The sequence below is a fragment of the Nitratireductor soli genome (assembly GCF_001050155.1).
GTDB classification, from domain to species: domain Bacteria; phylum Pseudomonadota; class Alphaproteobacteria; order Rhizobiales; family Rhizobiaceae; genus Nitratireductor; species Nitratireductor soli.
This window is the reverse complement of sequence record NZ_LFVY01000008.1, coordinates 108593-126402: the sequence shown is the minus strand read 5'-3', so window position 1 is coordinate 126402 and position 17810 is coordinate 108593. Positions and strand designations below refer to the sequence as shown.

Annotated in this window: 18 protein-coding genes; 8 read left to right on the top strand and 10 right to left on the bottom strand. The window is 60.9% G+C overall.

Features of this window, described 5'->3' with window-relative positions:
* Positions 1-8 precede the first annotated feature (8 nt).
* Together AB843_RS11670 and AB843_RS11665 are read right to left on the bottom strand one after the other, a co-directional pair.
* Entirely contained in the window at positions 9-1163 is a 1155-nt protein-coding gene (locus AB843_RS11670) for an ABC transporter substrate-binding protein (protein ID WP_048647025.1), read from the bottom strand.
* A gap of 35 nt (positions 1164-1198) precedes the next feature.
* On the bottom strand, positions 1199-2980 hold the full coding sequence (locus AB843_RS11665; RefSeq protein WP_048647024.1) for a branched-chain amino acid ABC transporter ATP-binding protein/permease: 1782 nt from the start codon (positions 2978-2980) through the stop codon (positions 1199-1201).
* Positions 2981-3097: 117 nt separating this feature from the next.
* On the opposite strand from AB843_RS11665, the gene AB843_RS11660 reads away from it, so the two are divergent.
* From AB843_RS11660 to AB843_RS11640, 5 genes are all read left to right on the top strand, one after another.
* Positions 3098-3952, top strand: a complete 855-nt coding sequence (locus AB843_RS11660) for a MurR/RpiR family transcriptional regulator (RefSeq protein WP_048647023.1) — start codon at positions 3098-3100, stop codon at positions 3950-3952.
* Positions 3942-5255, top strand: coding sequence for a glutamine synthetase family protein (locus AB843_RS11655; RefSeq protein ID WP_244467959.1), 1314 nt, complete (start codon positions 3942-3944; stop codon positions 5253-5255). The genes AB843_RS11660 and AB843_RS11655 overlap by 11 nt, the downstream gene beginning before the upstream one ends.
* 96 nt (positions 5256-5351) lie before the next feature.
* Entirely contained in the window at positions 5352-6668 is a 1317-nt protein-coding gene (locus AB843_RS11650) for an aspartate aminotransferase family protein (RefSeq protein ID WP_048647021.1), read from the top strand.
* 799 nt (positions 6669-7467) lie between these two features.
* On the top strand, positions 7468-8523 hold the full coding sequence (locus AB843_RS11645; protein ID WP_048647020.1) for an HWE histidine kinase domain-containing protein: 1056 nt from the start codon (positions 7468-7470) through the stop codon (positions 8521-8523).
* A complete protein-coding gene (locus AB843_RS11640) occupies positions 8516-8881 on the top strand; it encodes a response regulator (protein WP_048647019.1) in 366 nt (121 codons plus the stop codon). Before AB843_RS11645 ends, AB843_RS11640 begins: the two co-directional genes overlap by 8 nt.
* A 99-nt stretch (positions 8882-8980) precedes the next feature.
* On the opposite strand, the gene AB843_RS11635 is transcribed toward AB843_RS11640, so the two are convergent.
* The gene (locus tag AB843_RS11635) at positions 8981-9664 is read right to left on the bottom strand and encodes a hypothetical protein (protein WP_157384491.1); all 684 of its coding nucleotides are present in this window, start codon (positions 9662-9664) and stop codon (positions 8981-8983) included.
* A gap of 31 nt (positions 9665-9695) precedes the next feature.
* Between AB843_RS11635 and AB843_RS25545 the strand changes: the two genes are divergently transcribed.
* Positions 9696-9944: a hypothetical protein gene (locus tag AB843_RS25545; RefSeq protein WP_157384490.1), complete on the top strand. Its 249-nt coding sequence runs from the start codon at positions 9696-9698 to the stop codon at positions 9942-9944.
* A gap of 5 nt (positions 9945-9949) precedes the next feature.
* Here AB843_RS25545 and AB843_RS11630 read toward each other — a convergent pair whose 3' ends face one another.
* Positions 9950-10840, bottom strand: coding sequence for a DDE-type integrase/transposase/recombinase (locus AB843_RS11630; RefSeq protein WP_048647017.1), 891 nt, complete (start codon positions 10838-10840; stop codon positions 9950-9952).
* Positions 10841-10983: 143 nt separating this feature from the next.
* Between AB843_RS11630 and AB843_RS11625 the strand changes: the two genes are divergently transcribed.
* On the top strand, positions 10984-12213 hold the full coding sequence (locus AB843_RS11625) for an AAA family ATPase (protein WP_048647016.1): 1230 nt from the start codon (positions 10984-10986) through the stop codon (positions 12211-12213).
* On the opposite strand, the gene AB843_RS24970 is transcribed toward AB843_RS11625, so the two are convergent.
* From AB843_RS24970 to AB843_RS11615, 3 genes are all read right to left on the bottom strand, one after another.
* Positions 12185-12421, bottom strand: coding sequence for an RNA-binding protein (locus AB843_RS24970; RefSeq protein ID WP_082143793.1), 237 nt, complete (start codon positions 12419-12421; stop codon positions 12185-12187). The two genes, AB843_RS11625 and AB843_RS24970, sit on opposite strands and share 29 nt — an antisense overlap.
* A 3-nt stretch (positions 12422-12424) precedes the next feature.
* Positions 12425-12667: a hypothetical protein gene (locus tag AB843_RS11620; protein ID WP_048647015.1), complete on the bottom strand. Its 243-nt coding sequence runs from the start codon at positions 12665-12667 to the stop codon at positions 12425-12427.
* Positions 12668-12981: 314 nt separating this feature from the next.
* Positions 12982-14403, bottom strand: a complete 1422-nt coding sequence (locus AB843_RS11615) for an amidase (RefSeq protein ID WP_048647133.1) — start codon at positions 14401-14403, stop codon at positions 12982-12984.
* 77 nt (positions 14404-14480) lie between these two features.
* Here AB843_RS11615 and AB843_RS11610 point away from each other — a divergent pair, with 77 nt between their 5' ends.
* On the top strand, positions 14481-14864 hold the full coding sequence (locus AB843_RS11610) for an AMP-binding enzyme (RefSeq protein ID WP_048647014.1): 384 nt from the start codon (positions 14481-14483) through the stop codon (positions 14862-14864).
* Between the two features lie 92 nt (positions 14865-14956).
* Here the strand turns inward: AB843_RS11610 and AB843_RS11605 are convergent, their stop codons facing one another.
* The 3 genes from AB843_RS11605 to AB843_RS11595 form a co-directional block, all read right to left on the bottom strand.
* Positions 14957-16093, bottom strand: coding sequence for an ABC transporter substrate-binding protein (locus AB843_RS11605; RefSeq protein WP_087587093.1), 1137 nt, complete (start codon positions 16091-16093; stop codon positions 14957-14959).
* Positions 16094-16211: 118 nt separating this feature from the next.
* A complete protein-coding gene (locus AB843_RS11600) occupies positions 16212-16760 on the bottom strand; it encodes a 3-hydroxyanthranilate 3,4-dioxygenase (RefSeq protein ID WP_048647012.1) in 549 nt (182 codons plus the stop codon).
* Positions 16761-16782: 22 nt separating this feature from the next.
* Positions 16783-17736 carry a dihydrodipicolinate synthase family protein gene (locus AB843_RS11595; RefSeq protein ID WP_048647011.1) on the bottom strand — a complete coding sequence of 318 codons (954 nt, stop codon included), beginning with the start codon at positions 17734-17736 and terminating at the stop codon, positions 16783-16785.
* Between the last annotated feature and the right edge of the window lie 74 nt (positions 17737-17810).

Below are 17810 nucleotides of genomic sequence, written 5' to 3'. Positions count from 1 at the left end.
GTCCTACCTCACTGAACGCGGGGTTCGGGGATCAGGGAGGCGTCCGGCGTCGGCTGGCCAAGCAGCTCGCGGCCTCCGTCCTTGACCCGGATCAGGCTGACCTCGCGCAGCGGCATGCCATCGGTGCCCTTGTAGGTGATCGTGCTGGTCGCGCCCTGGACATTTTCCAGGTTGGCGATGGCGTCGCGCAGCACCTTCGGATCGGTCGAACCGTCCGCCGCGATGACCGCTGCTTCGATCACCTTCACGAGATCGTAGCCGACCGCGTTGAACACCGTTTCCGGTGCCTTCTTATGCACTTCCTCGAACTTCTTGTTGAAGGCTTCGAGAGGGCTGCCTTCCGTGGGATGGCCGGCGGTCGTGAAGACGAGCCCCTCCGCCACCGCACCGAGCGAGAAGGTGGTGGGACTGTCGATCCCGTCGGAGCCGATCATCTGGCTTTCCACGCCCGCCGCACGCAGCGCCTTCAGCATGGACGGGAAATCCGGTTCGTAGGTCGAGGTCATGATCACGTCGGGCTGCGGGTCGAGCGCGGCGATGCGCGTCGCGATGGCCGAGAAATCCTGCTGGCCGATCGTGTGCGTGTCCTGGCCGAGCATCTTGCCGCCGAGCTTCTCGAACACCTCCGCGAAGTAGAGCGGCATGGTGGTGTATTGCGTGTCGGGCGAATAGACGATGTAGGCCGTGCGGAGGCCCTCGTCATGGGCCCACTTGGCCGAGACGGCCGCCTGCACATTGTCGCCAGGGAAGTTGGCGAACATGTATTCGCCACCGATCTGCGGCAGCGTCGGCGAGGAGGCGCAGGTGGAGATGGCCGGGATTTGCGCATCGCTCACCACACCGATCGCCGCCAGCGCCGGATCGGCGTCACAGGGCAGCACGATCACGGAGACGCCCTCGTCCACCAGTTCCTGCGTGGCGATGGAGGTCTGCGCCGCGTCGGAGCGCACATCCCGTTCCAGAAGCTCGATCTTGATCTTGCCGTCGATGCCGCCGGCGGCGTTGATCTCGTCCACGGCGATGTGAATGCCGGCGATCACCGGCGTGTCGAACGGCGCGAGCGCGCCGGTCTGCGCGGTTGCCACGCCCACGCGCAGCGTTTCGGCGGCAGATGGAAACGCCATCGCACTGGCGAGAAGCGTCGATATGAGCAGCTTGTTCATGTCAGTTCCCCTTTTTCATTTCTCGTTGGCGTTGTTCAGGCGGCCTTGCCCGGCCCCAGATAGGCTTCGATGACCGCCGGATTTTCCCGGATGGCGGCAGGCGCGCCATCCGCGATGAGCCGGCCTTCATTGAGCACGACGATGCGGTCGCACAGTTCGTTGATCAGCTTCAGGTCGTGGTCGACCAGCACCACGCCGAGGCCCAGATCCGCCGACAGGGTCTTCAGCCGGTGGATCAGATCGTCGGTTTCCTCGCGGTTCATGCCGGCGGCCGGTTCGTCGAGCAGAAGCAGCGTCGGCTCGCAGGCGAGCGCACGGGCGATCTCCACCCGGCGCTGCTCCCCATAGGAAAGCGTTCCCGCGTCCTCGCCGGCGCGCTCCTCGATGCCCAGGCGCGCAAGCACCGCCCCGGCGCGCTCTTCCGCGTTCTTTCCGCCATGCGTGGAAAGGGCTGCGGCCAGAACGTTCTGGTAGACTGTCAGCGTCGGGAACAAGCGGATGTTCTGGAAAGTCCGGGCGATGCCATAGTCGGCGATCTTTTCCGGCGCGACGCGCGTCAGCGACGTTTTGCCGAGAACCACGTCGCCCTTTGTCGGCCTCAGAACACCGGAAATGATGTTGAGAAGCGTCGTCTTGCCCGAACCATTGGGTCCGATCAGCCCCAGGATCTCGCCCGGTCTGGCCGTAAAGCTGACACCGTCGACGGCGCGCAGACCGCCGAACTGCATGGTGATGTTGTCGACCTTCAGCCTGTCGTCGCTGTGGCGCCTGCCGAGCGCTTCTGCGTTGCCACGCCTGGGCTTGAAGGGGAAGACGCGTTCCTCCCACTCCTTCAGCCCGGCAATGCCTTCCGACATACGGAACATAGCGAACAGGATGAGCAGACCGATGCCGATCTGCGTCGTGCCGAAAATGGCCGGCAGTTCGAAACCGCCAATCGTCATTCCGCTTTCGAAGCGCCGCAGGATTTCGGTGATCAGCGTGATGAGGACGGTACCGGAAACAGCGCCGGTCACCGTCGTCATGCCGCCGACAATCAGCATGGCGAGCAGCAGGAACGTGTCGTGGAAATAGAACTTCTTGGGGCTGAACGCGCCGAGGAAATGCGCGATCAGCGCGCCCGAAAGCGCCATGATCGCCGCACTGAGAACCCACGAGACGAGCCGCTCACGCCGAACGTCGATGCCGACCGCCTTGGCGGCTATGGCGTTTTCGCGCCCTGCCCTCAGCCGCAGGCCCGAAAGGGAATCGCGGTACCAGCGCGCCAGAAGCAGCGCAATCACGCAGCTAACGGCCGCGATCGCCAGCGTCGTATCGCGCGGAACGCCGAAAAAGGATTGCGCGCCACGCGTTACGTCGCGCCAGCCGATGATCACGCCATGCACGATCACCAGAAGGCCGAGCGTGGCGATGGACGCGGCAGAGCCTTCCAGTCTGCCGATGGCGATGCCGATCACCAACGCTATCGCCATCGACACGACAACCGCGACGAGGATGGCCGGGATGAGCGACAGTTCCGTCGCCGCCAGCCAGTTCGGCAGACCGCGCAGCGTCGCCGTCTTCAGCCCTGCCGGGAGCGTCAGAAGCGCCGACACATAGGCTCCGATGCCCATGAAGGCGAGATGACCAAAGCTCAGTATTCCGCTGTTGCCGCTGTAGACGCCGATGCCCGTCACGGCGATGAGCGAGATGAAGAAGACCGTGAGCACGCGCTCGGCGGCAGCGCCGAACAGACCGGCGATCACCACCCCCGCCACGGCCAGACAGATGATGGCGAGAGCGGCGGCAATGAAATGCTGGCGCGATGACGTGAACATGAACTCCCCTCTGGCTCCCGTGCTCTTAAGCTTTGATATTATTTTTTCATAGTCAACAGGAAATTTTCATATTGACTTATGATTTTCAAAATCGTCTTTTCGCCTCGGAGGAGATCAATGCAAGTCAGACAACGGCTGGAAAACCTGTCGAGCGCGCTCACCGCCACGGAGCGGAAGCTGTGCACCGCACTGTTGCTCGACTATCCATATGCGGGCCTCGACACGATCCAGGACCTGGCGAAGAAGACCAGCACGTCTCCGCCATCCATCTCGCGTTTCGTCACGAAACTGGGCTTTCAGGGCTACCAGGATTTCCAGCGCCACCTGATCGAGGAGATCAGGCAGTCGAACCGCTCGCCGCTCGACCTGCATGTGGGCGACCGGACGATCCAGGGCGATTTCCTGGAGGATTTCGTCAGCCGCGCGGTGAGCCTGATTTCCGCATCGGCGTCGGCCACGACCAGCGCTCAGTTCGAGCGCGTCTGCGCCCTTCTCGGCGACGAGAAGCGCAATGTCTATCTCATCGGCGGGCGCATCAGCGATGCCATCGCGCTTTATGTGTCGCGCCATCTCCGGCAAGTCAGAAGCGGCGTCTTCCATCTGCCGGCAGATCCTGAAATCTGGCCTGAATACCTGCTGCGCATGCGCCCGAAGGACGTGCTTTTCCTGGTGGATTTCCGCCGCTACCAGCGCAATCTTTCAGAACTTGCCCGGCGCGCGAAGGAAGAGAGCGGTCTTCAGATTGTCGTCCTGACCGACAAGTGGATGTCGCCGACAGCCAACCACGCCAATGAAGTCTTCGCCACACCCATCGAAAGCGGCACGGTCTGGGACAGCTATGCCGGCGCCATGGTGCTGATGGAGGCGATGCTCACGCGTATTGCCGAGACCAACTGGGACAAGACCCGCAAACGCATCGAAGCCTGGGACTCGCTCCGCTTCGATCATGGAGCACGCGACGATGATCAGTAACCCCTTGATGTTTGCCGCCATTTCGGACTTCTCCGGGGTGACGCGCGGCAAGGCGTTTCCGCTCAAGGATATGGAAAAGCGCTTCCGCCAGGGCGTCGGATGGACGCCGACCAACGTGCAGATCACCTGCTTCGACACCATCGCCGACAGCCCCTTCGGTTCGTTCGGCGACCTCATTCTCGTGCCGGATGCCGACACCGCCGTGACACTCGATCTGGAAGATGGCGGGCCGGTCGAGCGCTTCGTGCTGGGTGATATTCTCGGCCTCGACGGCGTCCCCTGGAGCTGCTGCACGCGGTCGATCCTGAAGCAGGCCCTGAAGCGTCTTGAGGATGTCGCCGGTCTGCGCCTCGTCGCCGCCTTCGAACACGAGTTCCAGACCCGCAACAAGATCGCCGGCCCCGGCGAAGCCTTCGGCCTTGCAAGTTTCGGCAAGCACCGCCAGTTCGGCGAGGCGGTCATGGCCGCGCTGGACATCGCCGGCGTGAAACCCGACACCTTCCTCAAGGAATACGGCACGGACCAGTTCGAAGTGACCAACGGTCCCGATCTGGGTGTCACCGCCGCAGACACCGCCGTCAAGGTGCGCGCCGTCACCCGCCTCGTTGGCGAGCGCATGGGCCAGCCGGTCACCTTCGTGCCGATCCGCGATCCCGCCGGCGTTGGCAATGGCGTCCATGTTCATATGAGCTTCGTCGACGAGAACGGTGCCCCCGCCACCTACGATCCCGATGCGCCTTGGGGCATGGCGAAGAAAACCGCCTCCTTCATCGCCGGCATCCTGAAATACATGGACAGCATCGTCGCGCTCACCGCGCCGTCCGCCATCTCCTACATGCGCCTGACGCCGCATCGCTGGAGCGCGGCCTTCAACAATCTGGGTTACCACGACCGCGAGGCGGCCGTGCGCATCTGCCCGGTGACGAGCGCCAGCGCCGATAGCGCCGCCAGGCAGTATAATTTCGAGTATCGCGCGGCTGATGCGACAGCCTCCCCGTATCTGGTCCTGGCAGCGCTTGTCCATGCCGGCGCACAGGGCATCGAGGAAGGGCTCGCCGCGCCCGAGGTCACGGAGGAAGACCTTTCCGAGCTTTCGCCGGCAGCCCTTGCCGAACGCGGCTTCGTGCGCCTGCCGCAATCGCTTGAAGAAGCCCTTGGCCGGCTCTGCGCCAACGATCTCGTCGCGCGGTGGATCGGTCACGAGGCGGTCGAAACCTATGTGAAGCACAAGCGCGGCGAACTCGCCCATACGGCCGCGCTCAACGAGACCGAGCGCTGTGCCCTCTATGAAACGGTCTACTGACGCGACGGCCGGACCGTCTACAGCATTTTGCAAGTCAGGTGGAACCGCCTGACGGCCGCATCAATGTGGAAAAACAAGAAGACAGGAGGAGAAGGAATGAACGGGCTCTACGACCGCGAAAGCCGTAGTGTTTCCTCGCTCGCCCATCTTCGCTTCTTTCCGCAGGCCGTCACCGGCGGCAAGGGTGCGATGCTGCGCGGCGACGACGGGCGCGAGCTTCTGGACTTCGCCGCATCCTGGGGCGCGGCGAGCCTTGGCCATGGGCATCCCGCCATCGTCGAGGCCGTCAATCGCGCGCTGACCGATCAGGCGGGCGCGAGCTACCTCTCGACCGCCAACGAGCCCTGCGTTCGCCTCGCCGAAAAACTCCTGTCCATCGTGCCGGAGCGCGCCGCCGGGCGTGTCTGGTTCGGCCATTCCGGCTCCGATGCCAACGAAACGGTCGCCCGCGCTGTCATCGCGGCGACAGGCCGGCAGCGCATCATCTCCTTCAAGGGCGCCTATCATGGCGGCACGGTGGGATCGGTAGCCATCTCCGGCCACCCCGCCCAGAGTGGCATCGACAAGGCCGCCGGCCTCAGCCTCGTTGCCTATCCGGACTCCTATGCGGCAGGCAGCCCGGAAGCCGCAGCGCAAGCGGCACTTGCCGATCTCGAAGAACGCTTCGCCACCTCCGTTCCGCCGGAGGAAGTGGCCGCCTTCTTCATCGAGCCTATTCAGTCGGACGGCGGCCTTCTGGTGCCGCCGCCGCGCTACTTCAAGGAGATCGAAGCGCTCTGCCGCCGGCACGGCATTCTTCTCGTCTGCGACGAGGTAAAGGTCGGCCTGGCGCGTACCGGGCGGCTTCACGCCTTCGAGCATATCGGCATCGAGCCCGACATCGTCGTGTTCGGCAAGGGACTTGGCGGCGGTTTGCCTGTCTCGGCGGCCGTCGGCCCCGAGGCGATCATGAACCACGCCTCCGCCTTCTCCTTCCAGACCCTGCACGGCAACCCGGTCTGTGCGGCGGCGGGCCTTGCGGTTCTCGAAACCATCGAGCGCGAGAACCTTGTCGCCAACGCGGCGAAGGTCGGCGACATCATGCTGGGCGCGCTGTCCGACCTCGCCCGCAAGCACCCGCTCATCGGCAATGTGCGCGGTCAAGGCCTTGCCATCGGCGTCGAGCTTGTCAGCGACCGCACGACCCGCGCACCGGCAGGCGACGAGACCGCGCTGGCCGTCTACCGTGCCTTCCAGCTCGGCCTCGTCCTCTACTATGTGGGCGTCAATTCCAACGTGCTTGAGTTCACCCCGCCCCTCACGCTGAGCGAAAACGAGGCCATGCGCGGCATCGCCATCCTCGACCAGGCGCTGGGCGATGTGGAAGCCGGCAGGATCAGCCCGCAACTGCTGGAGCGTTTCGCCGGCTGGTGACAGCCTCGTCACGCTAACAAATGACGATGACCAAGCCCTGTTCCTCCGCGAATGAACGGTGAAGGCCGAACCGATCGCAGCTTTCCGCATGGGTCAATGCTCGGAGCTTCCATCGGCATTGGCCCATTGCCGGTGCCCTGGTCGCGATCTCATCTTCGTGTCCACGAACCCGGCAGCGGGCCAATCGCGTATCGAGCACGGGCGCGTGCGGCGAAAGGTCAAATGACCTGCGAAGCAAATCCAGCACGCAGCAATTGTTGATTTGACTGGAACGAAAGAGGCCGTCGACCGTTGATCAGGTTGGAGTGCGGCCGCGCAAGGTGTAACGCCGGCTCCCAGGAGAATCCCATGGATATCACCACGCTTCTTGTCATCGTTCTTATTGTCATTCTGCTTGGCGGCGGCTGGTATGGCCGCGGCCGCTGGTACTGAGCAACGTCCTTCGACGTTTTGCCAGGTTTGACAACACACACTGGGGTATCGGCCCTCCGCTGACGCCAGGAGATGAGCGGCCGTGCTCCTGCTTTGGTCATGCATTCGGACGAAGCACCGCTCTATCTCTTTGTTTTTCCGCGTTTACGCGGACGGCAGTGGTTCCACCTGACTGCAGAATGATCGAGGGCCGGCCCCTGCGCGCCGCCGCGTTGGCAGGAAGGTTTACCGGGTGTTTTTCGTGAGCATCAGGCTCACTGGAAATACCCATTCGATTGTTTTCACTGCATTTTTTCGACACCAATCGGTCCAATTGGCTGCAAGATGCTGACGTCTGCGGTCTTGAACAGTTCAACAAAGGCAGGGTATGCCGGAATTAATTGAGAAATCCAGCAGCCAGAAGGTTGCCGAAGCAGACGTGGAGAGCTTTCGCGAGGAACTCGGACCGTTTGTCGTTGCGGCTGAGACGACACGAATGGCGATGGTGTTCACGGATGCGAAGGAACCCGCCAATCCGATCATTTTCGCCAACGACGCCTTTCTTGAGTTGACCGGATACGATCGGGACGAGGTGCTCGGCCAGAGCTTCAATTTCCTTATGGCCCGCGGCGGTGATTCCGATGCGCTGGCGCGCATCGATGCCGCCTTCCTGGGCATCGCCAAGGGAGGGTCGGAGATCGTCTACCGCCGCAAGGACGGCAGCGAGTTCTGGTCTGCGATCCTCATCAGCCCGGTCAAGGACCAAAACGGTGATCTCGTGCAGCATTTCGCATCCTTCGTAGACCTGACCGATCACAAGCAGGAACAGGCACAATCGAGGATGCTCATTGATGAACTCAACCATCGCGTGAAGAACACTTTGGCCACGGTCCAGGCGATCGTCTGGCAGGCTTTGCGCAATACAACGGATCTCGAGGTGGTCCGGGAGTCCATCGAATCGCGACTGTTTGCACTTTCCCATTCACACGACCTCTTGACGCGCGAGAATTGGGAGGGCGCGGGATTGCTCGATCTGGTCAACACCGCACTGGAGCCATTCGGGATTGCAAACGGGCGCGCGGAGCACTTCGTCATTTCGGGCAGGAACATCCGCGTCTCGCCGAAAGTGGCCCTGGCACTGGGTATTGCTTTCCATGAACTCGCCACGAATGCCGTGAAATACGGTGCGTTCTCCAACAAGGCCGGATCGGTCCTGATCTCATGGATCATCGAGCCGTCCCCTGAAGGCAACAGGCTTATGCTGTGCTGGCGGGAGAAGGGAGGCCCCTCCGTGACGCCGCCGTCCCGGAAAGGGTTCGGCTCACGGGTGATCGAGCGTGGCCTGGCTCATGAGCTGGAGGGCACGGTCGATCTGGATTATCGGGCGAACGGCGTCGTCTGTACGGTAAGTTTTCCGCTACCCGACAGTGCCTGCGATGGATAAATTGCTTTCCGGCCAGCGGATCCTCGTCGTCGAGGACGAAATGCTGATTCTCATCATGATCGAAGACATGCTGGCCGATCTTGGCTGCGAGTCCGTCGCCTCCACAGCGACGGTGGATCAGGCCATTGCGCTGATCGATGCGCAGCGTTTCGATATAGCCATGCTGGATATGAACCTGAACGGCAGCAACAGCTATGCAGTGGCCGCGGCGCTGGCGGCGCGCAACGTGCCGTTCGTCTTCTCGACCGGCTACAGTGGCCAGAGCATGAGGGATGAGTATCGCGACCGCCCCGTGTTGAAAAAGCCATTCAGCGACAAGGAACTGGGCGGGATACTGACGCGCCTTCTGCCTCGGTGATCATGACAGTTTCCATAATCCTGCCAGCCCTGATGCCGAGAACACGTGCCGGGGCCGAGTGGATAATCGGTAGTGTCTCAGTTTGAAATTTGCCGCCGTTCAGATGCTCGGCCAGAGTGCCGCGATATTCTGGCATTCGGCCTCGATGTCGTTCAGTCGCTGCTTGGTCGCTTTCACGCCCGGAAACACAGTGCCGGATGCAACGTCGATCACTTGGCAAAACGCCGGATTGATGATGTCGTCGGGGCCGGCCAGATGCAGCCTGCAATACTCATTAACCGCCGCCGACACATATCCGGCGGATTCTTCTGTATGTGGATGCGTCTTGGAAAAATGAAGCTTCCACGCTCCAACATACGATTTACCCTTTGCGGTGGCGCGCAGCACGATCTCTGGGCGCACAGAAACCTCGACGTTGAAAAACGTCAGTTTGGCGGGGTTATGCGCACCAAGCACCGCCTCAGCGCCCATCAGGTCGATGTCGTCGAGCATCGTGTTGAACCGTTCCAGCGCATCGATATTGGCGTTGACACGACGAGCGGTCCCTATCTTTTCGGGTGTCTGTTGCTCCAGCGTGTGAAGCATTGTGTCCAGCGGCGACGTATCAATCGCTCCATCGGTGATATAACGAGAGACAGCTTCGCTGACTTCGCGGTGGTAAATGCCGGCGTTAAAATCTGGGTCAGGATACTTGCGATCATGCAAAATCTTGCGCTGACGGGCACCCCGACTGACAATGTATTCCGCCATCTTGTTCACAGAAATTGTCGGTTTGTTAACCATAATAAACAACCCTCCAACAGGGAGATGAAGCATGACCTTTCAAGCTGTAGCTACTCTATCCAACCGAGAGAGCCTGTGTATCGGTGAAATTACCGAGCGCGAAGCTGAATTGGCGCGACAGGATAACCCGGAATTCGACGGGTATGGACTCTATCTCCTGGCTGTGGACAATCGGTCTCCACGGTCGCCCGGCAGGGTGCTTGCCAAGTTCGCATCCGAAGATGCCGCGAAGAGCCTTGCGCAATTCTTTCGCATTCGCGGTGCGCTAGAGGCGGCATAGAGGGATTACAGCGATCCACGCTTTTTGTAAGGCCTGCGCGGCCCGGGCTTGGGTGCAACTTCGTCCATCATCGCGACCAGATCGTCCATGGACCAGAGCGTCTGTGAAACGCCAGCGGCCATTGCCGGCGACATTTTCAGCGTCTTGTGAACGCGGACAAAGTTGTACCAGACGATGTAGAGCGCGACCATGTGAACGTGGTTGTCGAACTTCTTTGAGAACGCATTTGTCAGGCGGGTGAAGCGGCGCATCTGCAAGCGCATGGTGAGGTTCTGCCACTCGACGTGCGACGTGCTGACAAAGGCAGGATCGGGGTTGCCTTCAATGCGCGTCTTCTTCGCGCCAGTGCATACGGCGGGGCTGTAGCGGCACTCTGACGAGACGTTCTTGCCCTCCGGCTCACCATAGAGCTTTACCAGCATGGCATAGTCGATATCAGCTCCAAACGCTTCTTCGACAGCATTCAGGTAAGCCTTATGGCCGTCCGTGGTGAGCTGGACGCGGTTTGCGAGGCGGTCCTTGACATCGTCCATGAAGGCGAGCACGTACTCGCCGTCACGCCTGCCGACTAGCCACGAAATTATAAGCTTGCTGTCGCTATCGAGCGCGGTCCATGTCCATGTGTCGCCAGCGCCATCAACGGCGTTTTTCATGTTCGCGACGTTCTTCTGCTTCGCTGCCGTGAAGCTCCAAATCTCATCGCACTGAACCTTTTGCATCTTTACGTTCCGCACTTCCCGGTCGTGCAAGGCAGCGCAGAACGTCCCGGCATCGACCAGAAGCTTTGAAACCGTGTTGATCGAAACATCGGCAACGCGGGAGATGGACCGCATGGGCGATCCCTCGCAAAGCATGCTGAGGATTTGGACACGGGTTTTGAGGGGCAGCTTGTTCATGCCTCTAATATATGAACTTTTATACTTAGCGCCAAGCATAAAAGTTCATATTGATCCGGTGGTGCGCGAGTGATGCGCGGCTATTGAGCTAGTTGAGCCTTTATTGAGAATCTGATACCGATTCGCGCGCTGAAGGAGCAAACATGCGCGCACTAGGACGTGACATAGACTGGAAAGCATTGCGGATAGAGGTCTTGGAGACGTTCACTCCCGGACCTCCAATCAACGACGTAGCTGAATTTGCCGGGAGAAAGGCGATTATCCAGCGCCTTCAAGACATAGCTGTAGAGCGCGCCCGACATGCAATTATTTTCGGCGAGCGAGGCGTGGGGAAAACTTCGCTTGCTAATATTTTCTACAAAGACCTGAATTCGCCGACGCGAAATGTGCGCGAGATCGCTGTTGATGCCGACAGCCTCGATAGTTTCGACAGCGTGTGGCGCAAAGTCTTTCGCCGCATACAATGGTCTGCCGATGCCCTCTCACTCGACAATTTCTATCCTGGCCCGATTGAACCCGATCACGTTTTCCTGGAACTCTCAAAGTTCAGGCAGAATGAAGCGCCAATCATCATCATCGATGAATACGACCGGATCACCGATGAGACATGCCGCGTATTAATGACGGACTTGATCAAAGCCCTTACGCGCTTGCCGAACAATCCAACGATCGTTCTTGTTGGAGTCGCCGATAGTATCCTGCAGTTGGTTCGCGACCACGGATCGATCCACCGAAATTTGGTCCAGATACCAATGGATCGAATGACAAGCGACGAGATCAAGGAGGTGATCGCCTCTCGCATCCGTCGACTCCGAATGAGAATCACCGATGATGCGCTCTGGCGCGTGGCTTACTTCTCTGCAGGGCTACCCTTCTATGCTCACTCAATTGGGAAATACTCCGCCCTCCGAGCAGTCGAAAAACAGACAATCCAAGTTGATGAAAACTTGGTTCAGGCATCACTCGCCGACTGCATTGCAGATGTCGACTATACGATTGCCGAATCCTACACACGAGCGACTGAAAAGATTTATAGGAAGGGCAACATTTTTGCCCCGGTCTTGGCGGCCTGTGCGCTCACCGAAAACAACGATCTCGGCCAATTTACAGCTGCTGCGGTCGAAGGGCCATTGAGTGAGATCATGGGCGAATCCTACGAGGTGTCGGCCTTCTCTTTTCACTTAAATCAGATGACAAGCCCGGAACGCGGTTCCGTACTGCGGAAAACCGGCGCAAGGCGAACGTTCCAGTACCATTTTGCAGAGCCCGCGATGCAGCCTTACATAATTATGAAGAGCTTGCAGGACGGAGTACTGCGCAAAGAGATTTTTGAGCGCTTCTACGTCAAACGCCAGAAGTCGTTTTCCATCTAGCTTTAGCCGCTTTCCGTGCAATCTCCGTTCGCCGCTCTGGCGTCATGTTCTCGGCGCGCTTTTTCCCGCCCTTCGCGCCAAGTAACTTTGCCGCTTTTTGATTGTCCTGTACGTCGTCGGCTTCCTCGCCCGTGGCGATGCGCATGACGCGAACGGCATTGCCAATCACGTCGGCGGGGCGCTTCTGTCCTTTAGGTCCGGTAGGCATGGTTCAGGACCACCCCTTTTCATCTAGCAGCGCCTGCAACTTATCCTGTCGCGTGCCGCCACCTTTCATGAATTCGTCCAGCGGAATGTTTGCCTCACCGCGTCTAAATTGAAAATTGCCAGCGTGATGTGACCATTCATGCAGAATGTGTATTTCTCCAGTATCGCCGTCACGGATCAAGGAATACCAATCTTCGTTTCCCATCCCCTTTTCCGTTTTGTGGAACTGAAACTTTTCGACCGCCATGTGGCCTCCTGTGCTCACCCCTAAGCATATAGGAGACGCGGCCAGGAATCGATACCCTGTCAATCGCGATCAAATTTCAAACTGAGACACTACTGGCGTCCCTGATCATCGAGATAGTCCTTTGGATCCCAAGAGAACGTCTGTCGTCGACGGTGCGACAGACCCTATGGCGTTTCGGAAACGAAAGCCGCGCTGATCGGCGCCTAGAGCGAGATGAGGAAAAGTGTGAAGCGGTTTTCCGCCCGCATCCCGCTCCAACCTATTGAGAGCGATCGCGATGACTTTGGATTGAATCAATCCAAAGTCATCGCGATCTAGCCGGCGGGATGCGGCGGGGCGCATTTTTGCGGCCATTGCGTCGCCTCGTGATAGGCAGAACCCAGCGCCAGAACCCCGGCGTCGGCACCCGTCTTGCCGATGATCTGCATGCCCGTCGGAAGGCCCTGCGGATTGAAGCCCACGGGAACGCAAAGCGATGGCAGACCGATCAGGGAAACAGGAACGACGATTTCCATCCAGCGGTGATAGGTGTCCATCTCGACACCCGCCACGGTGCGTGGCCAACGCCAATCGGCGGGGAATGGCCACACCTGCGCCGCTGGCATCACGAGAAAATCGTAGCGCTGGAACAATTCCTGCGCGACCGTAAACCACCGCGACCGGATTTCGCTGGCCGCACAGATATCCTCGGCACCGTAGGCGGCGCCGCTCTCGATCTCCCAAATGGTTTCCGGCTTGATAAGGCCGCGGGTGGAGGGATCGCGCCACAATGTCCGCTTGGATCCGAAGATCGCGGTCGAGCGCAGCACCGTCCATGCTCGCCAGAGCAACTCCGCCGGGAAGGGCGAAACCACCGGCTCGATGTCCGCTCCGAGTTCCCTCAGCACGCCGACGCCGGCCTCGCATGCCTCAAGGATGCCGGCCTCGCAGGGATAGGCACCGTTCCAGTCCCCCAGCCAGCCGATGCGAAGCCCGCGTGGCTCGGCCGGCCGATGCGTGTCGAGGAAGGAGCCGGCCGGCCGGTCGAAGGGAACGCCGGGATCGGGCTGCGCCATGACATCGAGCAGAAGCGCAAGATCCTCCGGCGTGCGCGCCATGGGCCCCAGCGTCGCCATGGTGTGAAGGAAGGTATCCCCGCCCCTTTCGGAAGGAACCAGTCCCCATGTCGGGCGAAAGCCGTAGACGTTGCAGAAGGCGGCAGGGTTGCGCAGACTGCCCATCATGTCGGAACCGTCGGCCAGGACCTGCATGCGCGCGGCAAGGGCCGCAGCCGTGCCGCCGGAGGAGCCGCCGGCGCTGCGCCCGGTATCGTAGGGATTGCGCGTTACGCCATAGACGGGGTTGAAGCTGTGGCTGCCATGCCCCCATTCCGGCGTGTTCGTCTTGCCGATGACAATGGCGCCCGCCGCCTTCATTCGCGCCACAACCAGTGCATCTTCACTGGGCACAAAAGAAGCATGGATCGGCGAGCCCCAGGTCGAGGCGATCCCCTTGGTCGCAAGCAGGTCCTTGATGGCCATGGGCAGCCCGTGCAAAGGCCCCGAGACGGCGCAGCCGTCCAGGGCGCGTGCCTCGGCCATCAACTCATCGCGTGGTCGCAGTGCGACGACCGCATTGATCGCCCCGTTGGCAGCCTCGATCCGGTCAAGGAAAGCCACCATGATCTCCGAGGGACAGGTGCGGCCATCGGCCATCAACCGCATCAAAGCACCTGCGGACAATTCGGTCAGTTCCATCGCCATCACCTTGTCAGATTGCCTATGCGAGCCCATCGGACAGCGTTAGGACGAACCGCGCAAGTGCCGCGTCCATCATGCGGCGTGACGAAAACGGCTTCTTCTACTTCGTCGGTCGCGCGGATGACATGTTCAACGTCGGGGGCGAGAATGTCTGGCCCGGCGAGGTCGAGAAACTGATCGAGGGCATGAACGGTGTACACCAGGCCTGCGTTGTCCCTGCGCCGCACGAAACCAAGAATCTCGCACCCTTTGCATTCGTCGTGGCCAAAAAGGACGGCAGTCTCACGGAACAGGCAGTGAAGGAATACACGCTTGCTCACGGACCTGCCCATGCCCATCCGCGTCACGTTCGGTTTCTCGATGCAATCCCGCTGGCAGGAACGAACAAACCCGACCGGAAGCTGCTGATCGAGAGGGCCAAGGGCGAAGTCGGGGCGCGGTCCGGGGAAAGCTCTTGAAACGGCTTTCTTCGCCGGAACCGGCGGATCCCCGGCACGACTTTCCTCCGTTCAAATCAGGCCGCCATCGCCTGGTTGTCGACGCCCCCGGCTCATTCGGCGGACGGCATGTCGCATCCGCCCGCATAGCTGTCGCCGTGCGCCGTCAGCACTTTGGCTTCCGTTTTCAGCACCATCCGGCCGGCGTCGCTCTTGACCGCCTTCAGGGCATACCAGTCCTGAACCGGATGCTGGTTGGGACCAAACTCGAAGGAGCCGCGCACCGAAGGAATCTCCGCGCCAAGAAGCGCCTTGCGGAAAGCGGCAACATCCTCGACGCCCGGCTTGCTGCCCGCCAACCCCGCGGCAATCAACAGCGCGGCATCATAACCCTGCGCCGCATAGTAGGTCGCAGGCCGGTCGTCATACTTCTCGCGCCACGCCTCGACGAACGCCTTGTTGACCGGGTTGTCGAAATCATCGTTCCAATGGCTCGTCACCTGTAAACCTGCGGCCGCCTCACCAACCGCGCCGAGGATCACGTGATCCATCGATGCCGGGTGCACCACCAGCGGAATCTGGTCGAGCAGGCCGGCCTGCTGGTACTGGCGGATGAAGGCGATGCCGAGCCCGCCCGGCTCGAATTCGTAGACGACATCGGGCTTGGCGGCACGGATCTGCGCCATTTCGGCGGCGAAGTCGGTCTGGTCGAGACCGGTGTAGATCTCGCCCACGACCTCGCCCTTGTAGAAGCGCTTGAAGGCAACCATGGTTTCCTTGCCCGCCTGGTAGTTGGGCGCGACGAGGAAGGCCGTCTTGTGGCCGAGCGATTGGGCAAGGGCGCCGGCGCTTTCACCCTGGCTGTCGTCCTGCCACGAACTGACGAAGTAATTCGGATGGCAATCCTGACCGGCGAAGGTCGAGGACGCCGTGTTGGCGCTGACGTAGACCGCTTCGTTGTCGAGGATCTCCGGCACGGCGGCGAAAGCCACGTTGGCGAAGACGATTCCGGTGAAAAGCTTGATGTCGTCCGCCAGCATGCCTTCGGCAATCTGCCGCGCATTGCCGGGCTTCAGGCCGTCATCCTCGACGACCAGTTCGACCGATACGCCGCCGAGCGCGCCGCCGCTCTCGTCGATCGCGAGCTGAAAACCGTCCCGGATATCCTGGCCGAGATAGCCCGCAGGTCCCGAAAGCGTCGTGATCATGCCGATCTTCACCGGCTCCTGCGCGTGGCCGAGCGCAACCATTGCCGACGACAGGGTCGCGGCGAGCAGAAGTTTTCTGATTGTCAAAGTCCTGTCTCCCATTCGCCCCGACCGGGGCGTTTCATTGTGGCGGTTGCCGCCTTGTTGATTTGAAGTTGAGCTAAAGCTTCACCCATCCCTCCGGCGGGACCTTGCCGGGGTGCACGACGCCGCAATTCGGGCAGGTGCGCGCCTTCTCGTCCGCATAGAACGCCTGGTAGATGGGCGGCAGGTCGCGCACGATGCTCTTGAGCGATACCTCGACACGTTTCACCAGCGCGTTGCACTCGAAGCAGTACCACTCGAAAGCATCCATCTGGTCGGGCTGGCGCTTCGGCTCGACCACCAGGCCGATCGACCCCTCCTGCGGACGCTGCGGGGAATGACGCACATGCGGCGGCAAGAGGAAGATGTCGCCCTCGCGGATCGGGACGTCGTAGAAGGCGCCGTTGTCGACCACCTTCAGCACCATGTCGCCCTTCAACTGGTAGAAGAACTCCTCGACCGGATCGTCGTGATAGTCGGTCCGCTTGTTGGGACCGCCGACGACCGTCACCATCATGTCGGCGTCCTCCCAGACCTGCTGGTTGCCGACCGGCGGCTTGAGCAGATGCTTGTGCTCGTCGATCCATTTGGAGAAATTGAATGCCGCAAGTCTTCTTTCCGTCATGTCGTCCTCCTCAAGTCTGTGGTTAAAGCTGCAGTCCGCATGCCTCGAAGGCGGCGCGGGTCCTGGCTTTCTCGTCCTCGGTCAGGTCCAGCAGAGGCGGCCTCACCGCGCCGCCTGTCTGGCCGAGCAGGTTCTGCCAGTATTTCTGATGGGCGTGCGGCTTCTCGGCCGGGCGCGTGCTGCGCAGAGCGTTGCGGACCGGATCGAGACTGTCGCGAATGGCGCGCGCCTCGTCGCCGCGCCCCGCGAAGGCGAGATCGGTGTATGCGCGCATCCGCCGGTCTTGCTTCGTCTGCAGGAGATAGGGCGGGGACGAGCAGAGATAGAGCCGCCAACCGAGCTCCAGCACATTGTCCAGCCACTCCTCCTCGGAGGCGGTCGAGACGATGATCCGATCGCCGGCGAGCCGGGTCAGCTCCGCATACATCGGACGCGGCACGGAATACTTGATGGCGACGACCGTCTCGATGTCGGCCAGCCGGTTGCAGAGCTCCGGGCTCATCAGGTAGCCGCTGTCGGGATGGCTCCACAGGGCGATGCCGATATCGACCTTGTCGGCGATCGTCCGGTAGTAGTTCAGCAGCGTTTCGTCCTGCGCCTTGAAGAAGTGCAGAACGGGCGCATGGACGACGATGTAGTCGGCGCCCGCCTTCTGCGCGTGCCGTGCCAGATCGATGACGACGTCCATGTTCTGGTCGGAGCAGGACATGATCGTCTGTGCCCGGCCCGCGCAGGCGTCGATCGCCAGATCGAAGCAACGCTTGCGCTCGTCGATGGACATCGAGAAGAACTCGCCCTGCTTGCCGGCGATGAAGAAGCCGTCGATGCCGAGGTCTTCGATCCAGTGATCGATGTTGCGCCGGAAACCCTCTTCGTCGAGGTCGAGAGACGGGGTGAAGGGCATGAGCGCAGCCGCCCATGTGCCCGTCATGGTCTGGCGGGCGTAAGTTTTGGCGGACTTCCTGTCGTAGTTCATGGGATCGAGAACCTTTGCAGACCTTCTGAGGGAACGCGCCGATCGCCTATAAGGCAATCGTGATTTTCCGTATT

Excerpts from the sequence above, each read along its gene's own strand:
- AB843_RS11635 (WP_157384491.1), bottom strand. The coding sequence starts at position 9,664 with ATGGTTAACAAACCGACAATTTCTGTGAACAAGATGGCGGAATACATT.
- AB843_RS11605 (WP_087587093.1), bottom strand. The coding sequence starts at position 16,093 with ATGGTTGCGCTCGGCCACGCGCAGGAGCCGGTGAAGATCGGCATGATC.
- AB843_RS24970 (WP_082143793.1), bottom strand. The coding sequence starts at position 12,421 with ATGCCTACCGGACCTAAAGGACAGAAGCGCCCCGCCGACGTGATTGGC.
- AB843_RS11655 (WP_244467959.1), top strand. The coding sequence starts at position 3,942 with ATGATCAGTAACCCCTTGATGTTTGCCGCCATTTCGGACTTCTCCGGG.
- AB843_RS11660 (WP_048647023.1), top strand. The coding sequence starts at position 3,098 with ATGCAAGTCAGACAACGGCTGGAAAACCTGTCGAGCGCGCTCACCGCC.
- AB843_RS11615 (WP_048647133.1), bottom strand. The coding sequence starts at position 14,403 with ATGGAACTGACCGAATTGTCCGCAGGTGCTTTGATGCGGTTGATGGCC.
- AB843_RS11610 (WP_048647014.1), top strand. The coding sequence starts at position 14,481 with ATGCGGCGTGACGAAAACGGCTTCTTCTACTTCGTCGGTCGCGCGGAT.
- AB843_RS11620 (WP_048647015.1), bottom strand. The coding sequence starts at position 12,667 with ATGGCGGTCGAAAAGTTTCAGTTCCACAAAACGGAAAAGGGGATGGGA.
- AB843_RS11645 (WP_048647020.1), top strand. The coding sequence starts at position 7,468 with ATGCCGGAATTAATTGAGAAATCCAGCAGCCAGAAGGTTGCCGAAGCA.
- AB843_RS11595 (WP_048647011.1), bottom strand. The coding sequence starts at position 17,736 with ATGAACTACGACAGGAAGTCCGCCAAAACTTACGCCCGCCAGACCATG.
- AB843_RS11600 (WP_048647012.1), bottom strand. The coding sequence starts at position 16,760 with ATGACGGAAAGAAGACTTGCGGCATTCAATTTCTCCAAATGGATCGAC.
- AB843_RS11665 (WP_048647024.1), bottom strand. The coding sequence starts at position 2,980 with ATGTTCACGTCATCGCGCCAGCATTTCATTGCCGCCGCTCTCGCCATC.
- AB843_RS11650 (WP_048647021.1), top strand. The coding sequence starts at position 5,352 with ATGAACGGGCTCTACGACCGCGAAAGCCGTAGTGTTTCCTCGCTCGCC.
- AB843_RS11625 (WP_048647016.1), top strand. The coding sequence starts at position 10,984 with ATGCGCGCACTAGGACGTGACATAGACTGGAAAGCATTGCGGATAGAG.
- AB843_RS11640 (WP_048647019.1), top strand. The coding sequence starts at position 8,516 with ATGGATAAATTGCTTTCCGGCCAGCGGATCCTCGTCGTCGAGGACGAA.
- AB843_RS11630 (WP_048647017.1), bottom strand. The coding sequence starts at position 10,840 with ATGAACAAGCTGCCCCTCAAAACCCGTGTCCAAATCCTCAGCATGCTT.
- AB843_RS25545 (WP_157384490.1), top strand. The coding sequence starts at position 9,696 with ATGACCTTTCAAGCTGTAGCTACTCTATCCAACCGAGAGAGCCTGTGT.
- AB843_RS11670 (WP_048647025.1), bottom strand. The coding sequence starts at position 1,163 with ATGAACAAGCTGCTCATATCGACGCTTCTCGCCAGTGCGATGGCGTTT.